This is a genomic window from Mucilaginibacter sp. GW822-FHT03E02 (genome assembly GCF_058801545.1).
In genome coordinates, this window is the sequence record NZ_JBXANJ010000001.1 from 5,271,616 (window position 1) to 5,289,875 (window position 18,260).

Consider the following 18,260-nt stretch of genomic DNA (forward strand, 5'->3'; position numbering starts at 1 on the left):
ACTACTATAGCTATACAAAAAAGGGGGGACAGGCGTGGCTCAGCCCGACAAAAAGTTTACCGAAATTATCTGGTGGATTGTTTTTTTTATTAAATATTTGGAAAAGAAATATTTATATTAGATTTCGGATCCTAAACTCTGCACTATGGCAACCTCTACAGCTTTTGCAACACGCGTATTTATGCCCGGAAAGGCCCCGAAGACCCCTGTCCCCGGTATATTTATACATGCGGTCAATTTGGCCCACAAACATTAATGTACAACCCGGGAGGCTAACCATAACCGAAGGTAATGGTAGTCATATATCTGTAAATGAGTTGTTTGTGTAGTAGGCTTTGAGGATTTATAGCCAATATCAGAAACAACAACCGGTTTCCCAAGACTTCAATATTGTAACCATTCATAAAACCTATCATGAAAGTTCCCAGTTTTTCATTTTCACCAAAGCAGAGCCTCGTGTTCGCTACTGTTTTATTGCTCATAATTCCAGCCGCAGCTTATTTTTTATGGTATGTACCGCAGCAGCAAAGTGCATTGGAGCAGAAGCAGTTTAGATGTCTGCAAAGCCTGGAAATGAATATCCGGGATAAGATAGCTAATTCACTGCAATTTCTCAATACCATGATGGATGACAGGCAACATCCAATACCCGGATATAGCGCGCAGCAAGTGGACCAGTACATCGATTATTATTCTCAAAAAAACCTGCGGCAGAAGAACTTTCGCTTGAATATTAAAAAGCTGTTAGCCTCACCAAAAAGTGGGACAACTTCTTTGACAGGGGACACGACGCTGACCTTAAATGAAAATGTATTGTCTATCAGACTTCGCAGGGGAAACGTGATGATAGAAATGACATACACCCTCAAACAATTTATCGAGCCCCTTTTACGCCGGGACCTCTTTGATAATTACCTGTTGCTCCATCATGCGGATGTGATTTATCAGACATTTCCGAGCGGTATGGCTCAACTTGCTTCCGATTCCCTGAAAAGTGACAAAAGCGCTTTTAACCGTAACCAGATTAAAGATATTTCATTAGGCGGTACGGACTACAAGTTATTTTCCCAGCAAATTATCCTGCAACATGGGGCTGAGCTAACGATAGCCGGACTGTTATCAAAGGAAAGCTACGATGCTGAAAAGAACCGCCTGCCCGGCGAGGCTGTGTTTTCCTTGTTCACGTTAGTGCTGTCCCTGATCCTGGCACTGCCCTGGATCAAACTTTACCAGATGGGCAGCAGGGACCGCTTGACAGTAACAGACGGCGTTCTCTGCCTCTCGGTCCCTATGTTACTCACCTCGGTCTTGTTTTTTATACTGCTTCAATACTCGAAGGGGTTGCGCAACGGGGTCGATGCCTTTGAAACTGCCGCACAGCATATGTCTGGGAGAATCGACGACAGCATCACGAAAGAAGCCAGAAAAACCTATGTCATCTTGCGCAAAGCAGACAGTGTCATTAACCTCCGGGGGCCCTTTAAAACGGTTAAGGGTGGCAAGCCAGGCTTTTCCGGAATAATTCAGCGACAGTTGGCACAGCTTAACGATTCTGTCCGAATCAACCAGATTGTCCAGTTAGATTCGGAAGGAAAGGAACGGCAAAACTGGTCGCCGCATGACCCGGCAGCTCCGCCGGGGGATTACTCGGACAGGGACTACTTTAAGAAATTGAAACGGAACGATCCTTTTTACCTGGATAATCACGAGAAGCAGCCCTATGTACTGCAGCCCGTGGTCTCGAGGATTACAGGTAAATTTACCACGGTAATGTGTATCCGCACTTTTAGCAGCAATAAAACCTTTACAGTCATTTCCTTTGATTTGAAAAGCCTTGATCAGCCGATCCTGACTCCTGGCTTTCAATATGCTGTCATCGATGACAATGGACAGGTGCTTTATCACTCCGACACCGCCAAGCAGCTTAATGAAAACCTATTTACAGAATGTTCTGAACAGGAAAGGCTTTCAGCTGCAGTTCATGCGCACCTGGCAGAATCATTCAGCGCAGCCTATGCGGGTAAGGATTATCGGGTCTTCGTCCACCCGGTCAGATGTCTGCCTTTTTCGATTGTTATTATGGAGAGCGATGCTTTTGCCAAGAACCGGCTAACCAATCAGTTCGTTTTTAGTTTTACAATGCTCTTTGGATATTTTATAGTCCTTGGCCTTGAACTGCTGGTCCTTTTCGCGGTTTCTGTTAAACCGGCGCATTATAAGAAACATTATTTTGATATATCCTGGATAGGGCCGAACGAGCGGTTCCATACGGATTACAACCTGACTTTTTACTGTAATATATTCATTATTTTTATTTTAGTATTATTCTGGTCATTTCATCCGTCATTCCTGCAGTTGTTGTTCATCTTTCTTTCATCTGCCAATCTATGCTATCTGTTCCAGAATAGCCTATACGCCGTACGGTATTACAGGGAAGGGAGCAGCCGTTTCCGGCTCAAGTGCAGGGGGATAGTGGTCATGAGCGGGATGCTGGCCCTCCTGGACGCAGTTGCCTGTTTTATTGTTCCCCTCTCAATATTAATCACCTTTCAGCTTACAGTAACTTTTTTTCTAGGCACTATCTTAGTACTTTATTGTTATACACGGCTGCTGAACCAAATGAGCTGCCTGGGCGCGAGGACGTTTTCCTTAAGTTTTACCCTTATGACCTTTAGCAGGCTGATCATTACCAGCGGCCTGCCCGTGATTCTCTTTTTTATCGCTGTCTACAATTACGATTTGAAACAGGCTATCCGGTACAGGCAGTCGGGTTTTATCAAAAGTGTGCTGGCCCGCGGAGTACATGACATGTCAGGCCTAGATAAACTTGTGTCATATGCTGACGGAGTTTGGATCGAGTCCATAGCCATTACCGGGAAGATGCCCGGGGGGCACCCAGCCTTATTCGGTGATAGCATTGCTGGTGTTATGTTCCGTCAACTGGCTATTGACAATATAAAAATTCCGGGTATCGGCGCAATGAATGAGGCCCCTGCAGATAGTGCATGGGAGTACACCCGTGTTTTTGGACCAGGCCCCGATACGACCTGGTCCAGGCTACCCGACAAGCGCTATTTTCAGGCATGGTCGCAGCGGCTTAATTACAATATGCCTAAACCCCAAAAAGGTCCTTTTCTGTACAGGGGAATAGTTTTCTGGCTACTTGTACCGTTTGTATTGGGTTGCTTTCTGCTGGTTTTTTACGATGTTATTAAACGCCTCTTCGCATTGAACCTGCCCACCGATAAAGGCTGGGCCATTATCGATGACGTGCTGCTCAATACGGACCCGCTCAATAAACTTATTTTTCTTATAGGAGCCCCCGGGTCAGGAAAACTTGCCTATGTGAAACAACTGATCGAAGGCGGAAAGATTACTGGTAAAGACAATACAACGCTGGTCTACAAAAAAGATGAATGCAGGGACATCAATTATTTTATCGCCGACATGATCCTTACACCTAATGACGAAGGTAACGAAGTCGCTGAAGCAGATTGGACGGCCATGAAAAAGAAAGCGATGGATAAGCGTTATAAGCTTGTTATCATCAACCAGTTCGAATATGATATCAAAAACCCTGCGTCTAACCGGGCCAAGCTTACTTTACTCGAAGATATACTTCAGAAAAACACGGCTAAAGTGATTATTATCTCCACTGTACACCCGGTCAATTTCCTTGATTCCCTTAATCAGCCGTCCGGCACTGTCCCCGATGACAGCCCGGATAAAAAGTCACCCGGACATGAACTGGAACGCTGGCATGTACTGCTGGGGCATTTCAGGATAGTGATCAGGAAATTAGATAACGATTACCCCGTTAATTTAACCAGGCAGGACTGGCAATCTATCTTGGCCTATGAAACCCGAAGCGGCGAACTGCTGAAAGACATGAAGCAGCCGGTTTTAGACAACGCCGCAATCCTGGACGAAGCAGGGATAAACGGTGATTCGCTTACCCTCAAGATGGGGATTACCGCACATTATTTTTACATGTATCTCTGGCAGTCCTTGACCAAGGAAGAAAAATTTATCCTTTATGACCTGGCAGAGGACGGACTCGTAAATCCTTTCGATGACTATAACTTGGTTCTGCTTATCACCAAAGGCATCATCGTGCGGCAGGATGGCGTACTACGCCTTTTCAACCAGGGCTTTCGCGATTTTATCATGACAGCAATCGGCCCATCAGAAGCGCTGCTGATCCAGCGGGAGATCAAAGATAATGGAAACTGGGGGAAGTTAAAATCACCGTTGATACTGCTTATTGTCTGCCTTTTGGTCTTCCTGTTTGCTTCCCAGAAAGAAACATATGCAAACGTTCTGAAATATTTGGCGGTAATCACCGGAGGGGTGCCTTTGATCACGCAGGTATTTAGTTTTTTCAAGTCCGATAGCAGTGTAGCAAGCAAATCCTGACACAACGGTAGATCCTGCCCCGGTTGAACCCGGGGCAGGCATCCCTTGAAAGCTTTCGTTGGTAAAAATACTTGAGGTAATAATGCGGAAAAACTATAAGCTAATTTATCCGTGTGATTCAAATCGTATTTTGCGCTGTTTTTTTGGAATTTTCGATATATGGTTGCCTTTGCAGCTACTTTCAGAAGATTAAGCGTCAAAGCCGACAGTGAAATTAATCCGAATTAAAAACAGCGATTTAAAAGGATCGTTCGCCGATTTATTTTTGTTGACATATCTCCTTTAAACAATCGGGTATTTCGGGACGCCGTTTGGTAATAGGGTTGTAAAAAACAATGGGATCATGCTTGGCGGCTTCTGCTATATCTGTATAATATCTTTAACCCATATTATGCGGTTCGGACAAAGGTTGGATTTAGAATATCCTGAGCGCTTACTACAAAACAACTGCAACAGTACAGCGGCCAAAAATATGATGGTTACGTGCTCACTCCTAATCGATTAATTCATCTTAGCTTTTGATTCTATCTATGAGTTCTTTTAATAATTCTTTCAATCCCGCATTTGAGTTATTAGTTACCGTATGAATATAACCGTGATTACTGCTACTGTATGTTCCCACTCCTACATTAACGTGAGTTGAATTTGTTTGATTCGCAAGAAAAGCTGAGACAGGCATGTCATACAATTTTGAAAGCTTTTGAGCATCTTCATAACTGACTGGTAACGAGCCGGTCAATATAGACAGGTAACGACCCATATCTATATCTGCTAAAGATGCGGCATAGCTGGTATCCCAACCCTTAACTTTGTTTAATTCTAGTAGATATGATAGGCTCATAAATTTATTTTTGATCGTTTAAAAATTTCGCGATTAGTTGTCCAAAGAGCTTCCTTTCCTCTTTGGCTTGAATTAATTCTTCACGTAGCAGATCTATGATTTCTTTAGAAATATTGTTATTTTCATATTTATCGATTGTTCCATTATTACTATTGCTGTAACTCCCGCTACTATAATTATTGTGGACAACTGCAGACTCCGAAGAATAAAAATATTCGGTATCAATCTCGTAAAGTTTAGCCAACTGTTTTGCCCTCTCTACAGTAAGACGAATCTGCTGAGATTCAAGCTTGAAGTAAGTAGATTGACTTATTCCTAATTCATTAGCGACATATTCCTGACTAAATCCACTTTGATCTCTTAATTTTTTTAATTTGCTTCCTATTTCCATGTCTCGTTAGGTTAGTAATAATTAGTAATTATATTATTACGTAGTGTAATTGAAATAATAGATTAATTTGCTGAAATTTAGCATTTATTAATGCAAATATATAAAAGATAATTTATCTATAAATTGCAAGTAAGGGAATAATTTAGAATATAATTAAAAAAAAAGAAAACTAAAATTAACATAGATTTGCAGTTCTGTAACATAAAGAGCTGCTAAACGAGCCTCGCCCTAGAATCTGGTAAATTCACGCGCGGTAAGTTGAGCCCAAACCCTATTTAAAATGATAGGGCTGGCGCTCGCTTACGTCGATGTGTGAGCCCTTTCATAAGAAAGGGTGCGGCCCACCAGAGCCATAGGACATTAGACTAACGGGTTGCCAGCCCTATCGCTTTAAGCACCGCCCGATATTTCTAAATAGGCTTATTATTTTTTTTATAATGAGCAAAATGATAGAGAAAATATTAAAGATTTATATTGGTAGAGTTATTAGGGATTTTAACCTTGATTTCTGCCGATATCATTTTGTCATTGCAACTTCTTCCCCCCTCCAAAATCCAATAAAAAACGTCATCAAATCGCCCACATAATTTACGAAAACGGCAGCCCCCAGTTAATAGTTAAATACAGGGCTGTCGTTTTCTTTCTTAGTTACCGGGAAACAGCACGTTTTACCTGCTGGGTTTGCATTGTTTTATTTAATCGGTTTGCCATGAATGCCATCAACAACCATATCAGCCATCTTAATTTTCGGACACCGCAACGGGCCATACAGGCTTTCTACACGCTGTATAACCAAGACGCCGTAAGAGAGGAGTTGACCGGCGTATTTTGCCGTTACACCGCCATGGCCACCGCTGGAAAATTAGGGTATGGATGAAGATATTGCCGCCTTTGTCCGACTGTTCGACCAACTGATCGCGTTCGTCAGCGCCGTAGAAACATGGCACCAAACCCCGCACAAAAAACGATGTCCCAAATGTAACCGCAACGGGAACCCGGCACACTGAGCCGTTCCCCATTTTTTAACCCGCTAAATTCAACCGTAATGAAGCTAATTTTTAGCCTCCTGGCCACGCTTTGCCTTTTTTTAAGCACCCAGGCCCAGGAATATACACCGCTGCCCGCCGGCAACCATGCCACGACAGCAGCCATTTTGCCGCCCTTAAAACCCGGCGATTATCTGCCGTCCATTGCCCCAAGCAAGGCGCTCAACAACAATGGCCGCTTACTTGACCTCGCCGCTTTCAAAGGCAAGCTCCTGATATTAGATTTTTGGGCCACCTCCTGCGGTGCCTGCATCCAGGCCATGTCCCGGCTGGATTCACTGGCGAATTTATATAAAGACCAACTGGTGATTTTACCCGTTACCGCTGAAAAGGCCGAAAGGATCACCGCCTTCCAACAGTCGAACGCCTTTTTAAAAGGCTGGAAGTTCCGTACGGTGGTGGAGGATAAAAACCTGCATGCCCTGTTCCCGCACCGCCTCCTGCCGCACGAAGTTTGGATAGACGGCACGGGGAAAGTATTGGGATTTACCGAAGCTACAGCCGTCACCGCCGCCACCATCGAACAGGCTCTCGCCGGTAAAGGCCTTACCGCCCCCACTAAAGAAGATATCCTGGATTATGACCGCCACAAACCCCTGCTGCTTGCAGGCAACGGCGGGGCCGACACCGCATACCGTTACCGCTCGGTGATCACCGGCATGCTCAAAGGCCTGCCTTCGGCCATGGGCTTCAGCTACGATTCCCTGAAGCGGATGACCATTGTCCGCGCCACCAATATATCCGCCCTGCGCTTATACATGCTGGCCTATAAAGGGCTGCGCAGCCTGCCGGAAAGCAGTGTAGATATGGGCGGCCTATCCGGCCTGTATTGCTATGAGCTCGACCTGCCCACAGCCTCACCCGCTTTGGTTCGGCGCAGTATCCGCGAGGATCTCGACCGGTTTTTCGGGGTAAAGTCCGAATGCTCGGGCAATGCCTTTCGCTTGTCGCCCCTGCCGGATGACAGCGTAGGAGATGGGCCGCTTACGTTATAACGCTAATTTTTTCGCCATTTAAAACAGATTTGATGAATTTTTTTTACAACATATTTTACGGGCTACTGCTGTGCTTTCTATTGCCCGCAGCCAGCCTTGCGCAGGCCATAACCGGCCTGGTACAAAACCCCGGCACCCTCCCGATAGCCGGTGTGCGGGTAGGGATAAAGGGAAAACCAAACACGGTAATGACAGACGCCGGCGGGCGCTTCGTATTACCCGCGACACCAGGAGACACCTTGTACTTTGAAAAGGCGGACTATCTGCCCAAGGCAATCGTAGTGCATGGTGAACGTACTTTTAAAATAACCCTGCGCCTGCTGGTACAGCAAATGGAAGAAGCGAAGGTAGTATCCAACGGTTACCAGTCCCTCCCCCTCGAAAAAGCCACCGGCTCCTATGAGCAGGTAGGGAAGGAGCTGTTAAACCGTTCCGCGGGCACCAATGTCCTTGCCCGCCTCGAAGGCGTCAGCAGCATCCTGTTTGACAAAAGGGTAGGGCATGACGGCGAACTCAACATCCGCGGCCGGAGCACCCTCTTTGCGAATGCCGCGCCGCTGGTGGTCCTGGACAACTTTCCTTATAACGGCGACCTGGCGAACCTGAACCCCAATGATGTGGAAAGCATCACCATACTGAAAGATGCATCGGCTGCGGCGATCTGGGGCGTCCGCGCCAGTAACGGGGTGATTGTGGTCACCACGAAAAAAGGGGCAAAGAACAAACCCCTGTCCATCGGCTTTAACGCCAATGTCGCCCTGTCCGCCAAGCCCGATGCGTTTTACCTGCCACAGATGTCGTCTGCTGATTTTATCGGCGTGGAAAAGCAGCTGTTCGCGCAGGGTTTTTATAGTGGCGATGAGCAGTCGGTGACCCATACGGGGATCTCACCCGCCGTGGAGGTGATGATTGCACAGCTGGAGGGGACTTTGACCGCTGCTGATGCTGCCAGGCAACTGGATGCGCTGGGCAGGGTGGATGTACGTAATGACCTGCAAAAATACTGGTACCACAATGCCGTCAACCAGCAATACGCCTTAAACCTCAGCGGCGGCAGTGACAAGGCCACCTATTATTTCTCCGGCGGTTATGACCATAACCTTGACGCCCTCCAGGGCAGCTACCGGCGGCTGAACCTCCGTTCCGACAACAGTTTCGCCTTCGGCGAAAAATTAAAACTGGACGCCTCGGTTTACTTTACCGACAGCAAAACAACAGCCGGCCGGCCCGATCCTTCCACGCTGGTCAGCGCCGACGGCAAACAGCTTTATCCCTATGCCCGGCTGGCCGATGACCAGGGCAATGCGCTGCCCGTAGCGCTGGATTACCGCCAGTCTTTTACCGGTGCCGCCAAAGCGCAGGGATTCCTCGACTGGACTTATACCCCTTTAACTGACTATGAGCATATCGACAACCATACGGATAAGCTCGACCTGCTGCTGAACACCGCGCTGCATTACCAGGTATTGCCGGGGCTGGACGCGGAATTCCGTTACCAGCTGGAAGCCGCGCAAAGCAACGGCACGCTGCTTTATGGCAAAGACAGCTATTACGCCAGGAACATGGTCAACCGCTACACCCAGACCGCCGCAGACGGCAGCCTCACACGACCGGTACCCGCAGGCGGCATCATGAACAGTGCAGACAGCCGCTTCCGCTCGAGCAGCATCCGGGCGCAGCTGAACTACCACAAGGACTGGGGACAGCAGCAGCTGACCGCGCTGGCCGGTTATGAGTACCGGAACGACCATACGCTTACCCGCGGTTCCCGGGATTATGGCTACAATGCGGATATCGGGCAGGGCCAGCCGGTGGATTATGCGACCACTTTCCCGCTTGCCGACCAGTCTTACTTGGGCAGCAACCGCATTCCTTATGGGAACAGCTATGGTACCCGGGATAATTATAATGTGTCGTGGTACGGCAACCTGGCTTATGCCTATGCTAACCGGTACAGCGTGTCGGCCAGCGCACGGAAGGATGAATCGAACCTGTTCGGGGTGGATGCCAACCACAAGGGCGTGCCGCTGTATTCGGCAGGTGCCTCCTGGACGGTCAATAACGAAGCATTTTATCACCTGGGCTGGCTGCCCTACCTGAAAGTACGGCTTACCTACGGCTACAGCGGGAACGTGGATAATACGCTTTCGGCAATGGCCGCGATCCGGTACGTGGGTACCAGCAATATCGGCCACCTGACCTATGCAACGGTGGCCAGCCCGCCGAACCCGGACCTGGGCTGGGAGAAGACCGGGATACTGAACGCCGGGCTTGATTTCGCTATGGCGGGCGATGTATTGTCCGGTTCACTGGAAGTTTACAGCAAACGGGGACACGACCTGATCGGTTTCCGGCAGCTGGACCAGACGACGGGTGTGCTTAACCCCGCCACGAATTTATTCCAGTATAAGGGCAATGTGGCTTCCATGAAGGGCAGCGGCCTGGAGCTGAACCTGCGCGCCCAACTCATCAAAGGGAATACTATTGGCTCCTTCAGCTGGCAGGGGGACCTGCTGTTCAACTATGCCCGGAATACGGTGACGGCTTATGATCAGACCAGCGACCTGGGCTATAACTACGCCGCGAACGGGCTGGGCATATCGCCGCTGGTAGGTAAACCCCTGTATGCGATCCTGACCTATAAATGGGCGGGGCTGGACCCGCAGACGGGTGACCCGAGGGGCTACCTGCATGGCGTCGTCAGCAGCGACGCCGCGACGATCATCGATGAGACCACGGTCGGTGAGCTGCAATACAGCGGCCCGGCGGTGCCGCCGTTTTACGGCAACCTGCGGCAGACATTCAGCTACAAGGGTTGGTCGGTTTCGGCCAGCCTGGCCTACCGTTTCGGGTACTACTGGATGCGATACGGCATCGCCTACGATGCGCTGGCTTATTACCGCTCAAACCAAAGCGGTGATTACGCCCGGCGCTGGCAAAAGCCGGGGGACGAGCAGCATACGAATGTACCGTCCTTTACTTACCCCACGGACAGCTCACGCGACCAGTTTTACAATCAATCCTCCGTGAACGTGGAGAAAGGCGATAATATCCGCCTGCAGGATGCCCGGCTGGCTTATGACCTCGGGGCCCGGCAGCTGAAACGCCTGGCGCTGAAACATGTGCAGGTTTATGTGTACGCGGCAAACCTGGGCCTGGTCTGGAAAGCCACCAAAAGTTCCTTAGATCCCGATTATCCTTACAGTGTCAGGCCGGCCAGGACGGTCGCCATGGGCTTAAGCGCCAATTTTTAAACGAATAATGAAAAAGACAATGATAACCAATATACAAAAGCAGCTTTGGGACGGTTTACAGAAAAGGGTGCTGTTAATTGCTGCCTGCCTGTGCCTGCTGCTGTTTTCGTGCAAAAAACAGCTGGACGTCAAACCCTCGCTCAGCTTACAGGTGCCGGTAACGCCGGCGGATTTCCAGGCCCTGATGGACAATAACAATGTCATGACGCAAAACTGGCCGTATGCCGGTACTGATGGCGCGGATGACGGTTTTATTACGAACGCCACCTGGGCATCCGTATCAGTAACGAACCGCAACGCCTATACCTGGGACAAGGAGGTGTTTAACGACCTGCCCAGGAACGATTGGTCATACCCGTATACCGTTGTGTTTTATACCAACCTGGTGCTGGAAGGGGCGGCCAAATACGGCGATGGCAGCCCGGCCTGGCGGAATATACAGGGCCAGGCGGCTTTCTTCCGTGGCTACGCGTATTACGCGCTCGCGCAAGAATTTTGTAAGACCTATGATGTGCAAACGGCCAATACGGATGCCGGACTGGTGCTGCGGGCCTCATCGGACCTGAATTCGAAATCGGTGCGGTCTACGGTGTCGCAGAGCTACCGGCAGATAATCAGCGACTTTACACTGGCGGCGGCGGCTTTAACGGTTGATGTCGCAGCGAAAACCCGCCCAGGAAAGGCTGCGGCTTTAGACATGCTGGCCCGGACTTACCTGGTTATGGGAGATTACACGAGTGCCTACACCTATGCTGATTCCTGCCTCAGGCTGACCGGGAAGCTGATGGATTATAACCAGCTGACCGCGGGCAGCGCGGCTTCTTTCAAACGATTCAATGACGAAGTGATCTTTCATGCCGTGCTGTCCTCCGCGCCGGTCTTACTGGCGCCCCGGTGTTTGATCGATACCAATTTGTATGCTTCCTATACCGCCGGAGACCTGCGCAAAACGCTCTTTTTTAAAAAGGCGGCAACGAAACCTTATTATAATTTCAACGGCAGCTATGACGGGACGACGGCCTTGTTCAGCGGGCTGGCAACAGATGAACTTTATCTCCTGCGGGCAGAAGCCGCGGCCAGGTCGGGTAAAATTACCGCGGCGCTGGCGGACCTGAACCTGCTGCGGAAGTACCGGTATTCGGCCGTATCCTACCTTGCCTTGTCCTCTACCGATGCGGCGGAAGTTCTGGGCTGGATCCTGGCGGAACGCAGGAAGGAACTGGTACTGAGAGGACAGCGCTGGACGGATCTGCGGAGACTGAACCGGGAGGAAGCCTACCGGAAAACAGTGGTTAAACTGGTGAACGGTCAGCGATATGAATTGCCGCCGGGGGATGCGCGGTATGTTTTCCCGATTCCGCGGTCGGTGATCGCGCAAACGGGGATCGCGCAGAATGAATAAATGAATGAAAATAAAAAAGCGGAAGGCCGCGAGGGCCTTCCGCTAAGGGCTGCTGTGGAAGTACCTTAATTTTTAAGGTCTTCCTGGCTGATCGCCGACAGGTCGGGCTGGGTGGTGTGCAGCGGGTCAGGCTGTGCCAGGATCGCGCAGCGTTTTGTGCTGCCCGAACAGCCTGGTTCGTTAGCCACCTGGGTGTACTTGGTGGCGTCGTTGATCTGGGCCTGGGTGCCGTTGAACTGCCACCAGACATCGGCAGTTTTGGCGGCCGGTTTGTGCGCAGCGTGGTGCGCGTTGGTGGCGAATGCGCCGCCGATGCCTAATACGAAGGCGAGGGCGATCATGCTTCCTTTGATGGTTTTCATCGTACTGTGACCGCTGTTTTTACTAAAAAGCGGACGAAAAACTTAAGTGAATAAATAAATGGCGCCTACTCTGTTCTGCGGGTTTTCGGCTTTCCCCGTTGGGTTTTTATCGCGTTGAAGTCAGTTGTTTTGGGCTCTTTTTTGTGTCGGTCAGATGCAGGGCGATCCCGGTGACACCGGCGACGACAAAAGTCCAGTTAAAGGCCAGGTGCGTTGTCCAGGACATGTGTTCGAGGATGCCGCCGCAGGAACAGGGCAGGTTACCCTGGTAAGACAGCAACAGGTACGAAATGTAGCCGGTAAACAGGGCCATCAGGATAGTGGACAGGACGAGGCCGGCGAAGCGGCTTTGGTTAAAACAAAGGAGCAGGGCCAGCAGCAGTTCGGTAACCGGAATGAGGTAAAGCAGGAGGTCGGATAGGCTGTGCGGAAACGGCTGCAAATAGAGTTGCGAGCGGAACCTGCCGGAGTCAAGGAGTTTACTGGCGGCGGCGTAGGTGAACAATAGGATAAACAGCAGGGGGACAATGGATTTGGTTAATGCTTTCATGGTGTATGGGGTTTGCCGGAACAAAGGAAGGCGACCCGGAGATGGTAAAACAGTGGTAAATGGGTACTATACCCCAGAATTGAATTTTATATGATTGATAATGAGGGTTATATTTTTTCTGATAAGATCTTTTTAAGACTCCCCTTTTACAGTTTTTCGGATTATGCACCGGCGAAACTGGCGGAAGTGCTCAGCGATGCTGCTTTCCGGGACGCGCTATGGCTGGCCAGCACAGGCTTTTACCGGTTAGTCGAAAAAAAAGAATTCCGGCTGGAGCTGCTGGATGAAAAGGAGCGCTTTACCCTGCTGAAATATTATAACAGGATGTCTTTCCGGGCAACGCCTTTCGGCGCATTTGCCTCGTTTACGGTACTCGGCTGGTCGGACGGCGGAGCGATCCGCCTGCCTGCGGGCAAAGCAGCCTTACTGCATTTATTACCATCGTTGCGCTGGTTGCAAAACGAGGCCGGGTTACGGGAGGCGACGGGTGAAGAACGTTTCCTGGCCCTTAATCCAACCCTGTACCGGCTTGGTGCTTCCTGGCGGTTTACACAATCGGTCAGGGATGATTCCGGCAGGCTGTTTTTTTCGCTTTGTGCCGTCGATGCCGGGAAGATTAATAACAAGCTGATTCGGATGGCGGGCGAAGGCCCGGTTGCCCGCTGCCTGATGCAAGAGGAACTGGTCAGCCTGGCGGGCTGTAGTGCGGAAGACGCGGGAGCCTATCTGGATTTCCTTTCCGCTGAACAGGTGCTGCTGGATAGCCAAGAGGTTCATCTTCTGGCTGGGGAGGGGTCGCTTGGCTACACCTGCGCCGATAGCCGAACCTTCGCGTTCTGGAAGGAGAATGCGCGCATCAACTTCCCTGGCGGGGAAAGGCTGCCCCTGCTCGCTGCCCGGCTGCCCGTAGCGGAAGGCGCTGCAAATCCGCAGCCTTTTTATGCCAACCTGGAAAGACCGGCCCTCAGCGGCGGGATGCCTGCAGTTTTCCGCGCTAAGTTGCAGGATGCTGCCGGTCTGCTGGAGCGCATTGTCCCCGCATTTCCTTTGCAGGCGCTCAGCGATTTCCGCAGGGCTTTCCTGGAGAAATTTGATGCGCAAAAAGTCCCGCTGCTCAAAGCTCTTGACCCGGATACCGGGGTCAGTTATGGCAGCCTGCACCGGGATCCCGGGACCGAGGGCATCCTGGACGGCTTGCCCTTTCCCGAAAGAGGGCTGGCCAGGGACGAGGTGCAATGGAGCGTTATTCACCGGATGTTTTTGAAGATCTGGCTGGAAAATAATAACCGGAAGATATCCGATCCGGTAGTCATCCGCGATTCGGATGTAGCGCAGCTCCCGGAGTTAAATGGGGATAAGACCAGCCCGGGGCTGGCGCTGTTGTTTGGCAGGTCGGGTGACAAGCTCGTCCTCGAGAGCTGTGGCGGCGTATCCTCGACCGCCCTGATCGGTCGTTTTTCGGCTTTCAGCGCTGCTGCGCACCGGGTTTGCCAGGAACTGGCTACAGCCGAAGCTGCCGCAAATCCGGGTGTCGTTTTTGCTGAGATCCACCAGTTGTCCCATGACCAGGTGGATAATGTCAACCGGCGGCGGCAGGTCTTCGATTATGTCATCCCGCTGAATACTTTTCCGTGCGCCGCGGACGGGAAATACCTGCTGCCTGCGGACCTGTTGTTGTCCGTAAAAGGGGAAGAGCTGCTCCTGGAATCTATAAGCTTGGGCAAGAGGGTTATCCCGAGGCTTCCGACGGCTTATAACCATCACCATAATGACCTCGCGCTCTTCCGGATGCTCTGCGATCTGCAATACCAGGGGCTCCGCGCAAATTTGTCCTTTGATCCCGAAAAGCTGTTCCCCGGCCTGGCCTTTTACCCGAGGATCGAATACCGCGATGTTGTCATCAGCCTGGCCAGGTGGCACCTCCGGAAGGAGGAATTTGAAATGCTGGCGGCAAAGCCTTTTTCACTCGGGAGGCTGCACTTGTTCCGGCAGGAACGTGGTATCCCCCGCATGGTCAGCATGGGGCGCTCGGACCAGCAACTGGTTTTTGACCTGGCTCATGACGAGGAGGCCTTGTTCTTCCTTGAAAACCTGAAGGATTCCGGGGAGGCGGTGCTGCGGGAATACCTCGTGCCGGACGGGCTGGTGACCGCGGGGCAAAAGACCTATAGCTGGCAGGGACTGGCCCTGTTAACAGCTAAGCAGCCGGCTTACGCGGCTACGGGCCCGGGCGGCGGAGTCCGAGTCCCGCCTACCGAGCGGGTATTCCTGCCTGGCAGCGAGTGGCTGTACCTGAAAATCTATTGTACTGCGCAAAGCGCCGACCTGATCCTGCGGGAAGTGGTGTTGCCGGAGCTGCGACAGCAAAAGTCCAAAGTGCTATCCTGGTTTTTTATCCGCTACCAGGAGGGAGGTCACCATATCCGGCTGCGCATCAGGATGGCCGAAGCCGATACTGCGGCGCTGCTGGCGGCGTTCAGGAAGTCCCTGCTGCGCCGTCAATACAAGGACCTGGTACGGGATTACCGGAACGAAACCTATTACCGGGAACTGGAACGTTACGGCGCAGCCTATATAGAGCAGGTCGAAGCCTGTTTTTATCAGGGGAGCCGTTGTGCCATGGCATTTTTGAATGCCGGGGTGGTACACCCTCCGGCCGGCATCCCGGGGCTGGAACCCTTTGCCCTGGCCGCTCGAATGTGCGCACAGTTTTTAAAGTCCCCCGGGGAATTGTTGCCGTTCCTGGCAGGCCGGGCGCATAGTTTCCTCGCGGAATTTAACGGCGGGGAACGGCTGAAGCTCGGATTTGACCGGAAATACCGTTCGGTATCAACCGCGCTGGGGCATTTGCTCGAAAGTAAAGACTGTACAAGCCTCCCAGGCGGCCGGGTTACAACAGCATTCCTGGAGAGTCTGGCCGGCCTGGCCTTTGCAACAGCCGCAGAGCCTGCGGAAAACAGGCATAAGCTGCTGGCCGACCTGGTGCATTTACAGGTCAACAGGCTTTATTTTTCCAGGCAGCGCCAGTACGAAGGGCTGATCTGGTATTGCCTCCATAAGTATACGGTTTCGCAGCAGGCCAGGATAAAATGATCAGGCATTTGGGTCCCGGTGACTGATAAACAAGTTGTTTTCAAGTTTTTTCAGGAATAATTCCCGGTAGCCCCGGCTCAGGCTGAGATCCTCATTATTGGATAATTTTACCTTTCCCGCTTCGATGGCGCAGACATGTCTCATATTGACGACGCAGGAGCGGTGTACCTGCACGAAAAGGCCGGGTGGTAACTTTTCGCTGATTTCCTGCAACGTGAGGTAAGCGGTGATCACTCCGCCAATCAGAACGATATCCACGTAATTTCCCCCGGCCCTGATGTACAGGATATCGCTGGTCAGGATGCGGAGCAGTTTTCCCTTGGTTTCGGTTTTGATGAAAAAATAATGGGAGTTGTTGTTAACGGCGTTGTCGGCGGCATTGATTTCATCCCTCACCCGTTGGATGCTGGCGAGGAATCTGGAATAGCTGACCGGTTTGAGTAAATAATCGAAAGCCTGGAGTTCAAAAGCCTCCGGGCCGAATTCGCGGAACGAGGTTGTGAAAATAACTTTGATATGCCGGCCTAACATTTTGGCCACCTCAAAACCGGACAGGGCCGGCATCTCGATATCCAGGAAAAATACACCGGGACCCCGGGTTGTGGCAATGGCAGCGAGCGCTGCGGCGGGATCTGTAAATGCGCCGCAAAGCGACAGCCCTGCTGTCCGGTCCGTGTAGCTGGCCAGTATTTCCAGCGCGTGGAATTCGTCATCGAGGATATAGATGTTCATAATTGGATGGTCAATAAGGTTTCATAAATGCCGGCATCGTCCCGGATCTGCAGGCTATAAGCCGAGGGGTACGCATAATCGAGGCGCATACGGGTGTTCTGGAGACCGAGCCCGCTTTTTAAATGGGCCGCGGAACGCTGTTTTTTAAAATTGCGAGTAGTAAAGCAAAACAGCCCGGTTTCATTGACGGAAAGGCCGATGGAAGCTTTTTTGTTTTCGAAGTCGCCGTGCTTAAACATGTTTTCCGTCAGGGTCAGGAGGATTAATGGAATAACCGCATAACGGCGGGTGTCCCCGCTGACCGAAAAATCAATCGCCAAGGGGTAATGGTAACGGTACCTGTTAATCGTAACAAGGTTTTCCAGTTGTTCGGCTTCCTGGTAAATGGGAACCGGGTTCCCCTCGTCGCTTTGCTCCAGACTGAAACGCATGATTTCGGCGAGTAGCAGTACGGCTTCAGCATCTTTTTTGTCATGCCGGTAAACGGTGTTATAGATGAAGTTCAGCGTATTGAACAGCAGGTGCGGGTTGAGTTGCTGTTGCAGGTAGGCGTTCCTGGCTTTGGCCAGCCTGTTTTCCAGCAGGGCTTTTTCTTTTTCCAGCCCAAGCCTGCTGATAAGTGCTTCGGCCCGCTCTTTCCGGTTCCTGGCTATACGGCCGGCAGACCAGGTCAGGGTGGCCAGACCGGCATAATAAATGTTCCTGAACAGGTCCGATGCCGCCGCTTTTTCCAGAACCGGCAGCCTGGCCGGCAGCGGAGCTGTCTGCACAAGATATTCCAGGCCTGCTTTGATCAGGAGAAAGCCAAACAACTCCAGTATGGTCAGGCTGATGGCCCTGCCATAGGCAGGCGGCTCCCTGCCTGCCGTTCTATTTAAAAGCAGGTAATGGCAATAAAATAGGGCAATATTACAGCTATAGAAATAAATGATATGGGAAGGGGCCCCCAGGCTCCGTGTGATATAATATACATAGGATTGTTCGTAGGCTATGAAAGATAACCAGGACAGGGAATGAAAAATTACCCGTTTATATGCAGAATTTGCGGTGAATCTGATCATTTTCCTTCGGTAGTGTAATTGGCGTCGCTAATCCGGTCATTCGCGTAACAAAATTGCGCTATACTTAATAATATGTTAATATAGTAAAAAAAATAATATGAAAACAAACAACATTCA

At 50.8% G+C, this 18,260-nt stretch carries 12 protein-coding genes; 6 read left to right on the forward strand and 6 right to left on the reverse strand.

Annotated features, from left to right (window positions below):
- Positions 1-414 precede the first annotated feature (414 nt).
- The gene (locus AC1RM2_RS21855) at positions 415-4,416 is read left to right on the forward strand and encodes a cache domain-containing protein (RefSeq protein WP_492987285.1); all 4,002 of its coding nucleotides are present in this window, start codon (positions 415-417) and stop codon (positions 4,414-4,416) included.
- A gap of 511 nt (positions 4,417-4,927) precedes the next feature.
- On the opposite strand, the gene AC1RM2_RS21860 is transcribed toward AC1RM2_RS21855, so the two are convergent.
- On the reverse strand, positions 4,928-5,257 hold the full coding sequence (locus AC1RM2_RS21860) for a hypothetical protein (RefSeq protein WP_492987286.1): 330 nt from the start codon (positions 5,255-5,257) through the stop codon (positions 4,928-4,930).
- Between the two features lie 4 nt (positions 5,258-5,261).
- Positions 5,262-5,648: a helix-turn-helix domain-containing protein gene (locus tag AC1RM2_RS21865; protein WP_492987287.1), complete on the reverse strand. Its 387-nt coding sequence runs from the start codon at positions 5,646-5,648 to the stop codon at positions 5,262-5,264.
- Positions 5,649-6,357: 709 nt separating this feature from the next.
- Here AC1RM2_RS21865 and AC1RM2_RS21870 point away from each other — a divergent pair.
- The 4 genes from AC1RM2_RS21870 (at position 6,358) to AC1RM2_RS21885 (ending at position 12,345) form a co-directional block, all read left to right on the forward strand.
- On the forward strand, positions 6,358-6,525 hold the full coding sequence (locus tag AC1RM2_RS21870; protein WP_492987288.1) for a hypothetical protein: 168 nt from the start codon (positions 6,358-6,360) through the stop codon (positions 6,523-6,525).
- Positions 6,526-6,693: 168 nt separating this feature from the next.
- On the forward strand, positions 6,694-7,689 hold the full coding sequence (locus AC1RM2_RS21875; RefSeq protein ID WP_492987289.1) for a TlpA family protein disulfide reductase: 996 nt from the start codon (positions 6,694-6,696) through the stop codon (positions 7,687-7,689).
- 32 nt (positions 7,690-7,721) lie between these two features.
- On the forward strand, positions 7,722-10,943 hold the full coding sequence (locus AC1RM2_RS21880; RefSeq protein WP_492987290.1) for a SusC/RagA family TonB-linked outer membrane protein: 3,222 nt from the start codon (positions 7,722-7,724) through the stop codon (positions 10,941-10,943).
- Between the two features lie 7 nt (positions 10,944-10,950).
- The gene (locus AC1RM2_RS21885; protein WP_492987291.1) at positions 10,951-12,345 is read left to right on the forward strand and encodes a RagB/SusD family nutrient uptake outer membrane protein; all 1,395 of its coding nucleotides are present in this window, start codon (positions 10,951-10,953) and stop codon (positions 12,343-12,345) included.
- A 65-nt stretch (positions 12,346-12,410) separates the two neighbouring features.
- Here the strand turns inward: AC1RM2_RS21885 and AC1RM2_RS21890 are convergent, their stop codons facing one another.
- Positions 12,411-12,707 carry a DUF6520 family protein gene (locus AC1RM2_RS21890; RefSeq protein WP_492987292.1) on the reverse strand — a complete coding sequence of 99 codons (297 nt, stop codon included), beginning with the start codon at positions 12,705-12,707 and terminating at the stop codon, positions 12,411-12,413.
- Positions 12,708-12,813: 106 nt separating this feature from the next.
- The gene (locus tag AC1RM2_RS21895; RefSeq protein ID WP_492987293.1) at positions 12,814-13,257 is read right to left on the reverse strand and encodes a MauE/DoxX family redox-associated membrane protein; all 444 of its coding nucleotides are present in this window, start codon (positions 13,255-13,257) and stop codon (positions 12,814-12,816) included.
- A 90-nt stretch (positions 13,258-13,347) separates the two neighbouring features.
- Between AC1RM2_RS21895 and AC1RM2_RS21900 the strand changes: the two genes are divergently transcribed.
- Positions 13,348-16,350: a thiopeptide-type bacteriocin biosynthesis protein gene (locus AC1RM2_RS21900; protein ID WP_492987294.1), complete on the forward strand. Its 3,003-nt coding sequence runs from the start codon at positions 13,348-13,350 to the stop codon at positions 16,348-16,350.
- Here AC1RM2_RS21900 and AC1RM2_RS21905 read toward each other — a convergent pair whose 3' ends face one another.
- Entirely contained in the window at positions 16,351-17,082 is a 732-nt protein-coding gene (locus AC1RM2_RS21905) for a LytR/AlgR family response regulator transcription factor (protein WP_492987295.1), read from the reverse strand.
- Entirely contained in the window at positions 17,079-18,143 is a 1,065-nt protein-coding gene (locus AC1RM2_RS21910; RefSeq protein WP_492987296.1) for a sensor histidine kinase, read from the reverse strand. Before AC1RM2_RS21910 ends, AC1RM2_RS21905 begins: the two co-directional genes overlap by 4 nt.
- Positions 18,144-18,260 lie beyond the last annotated feature (117 nt).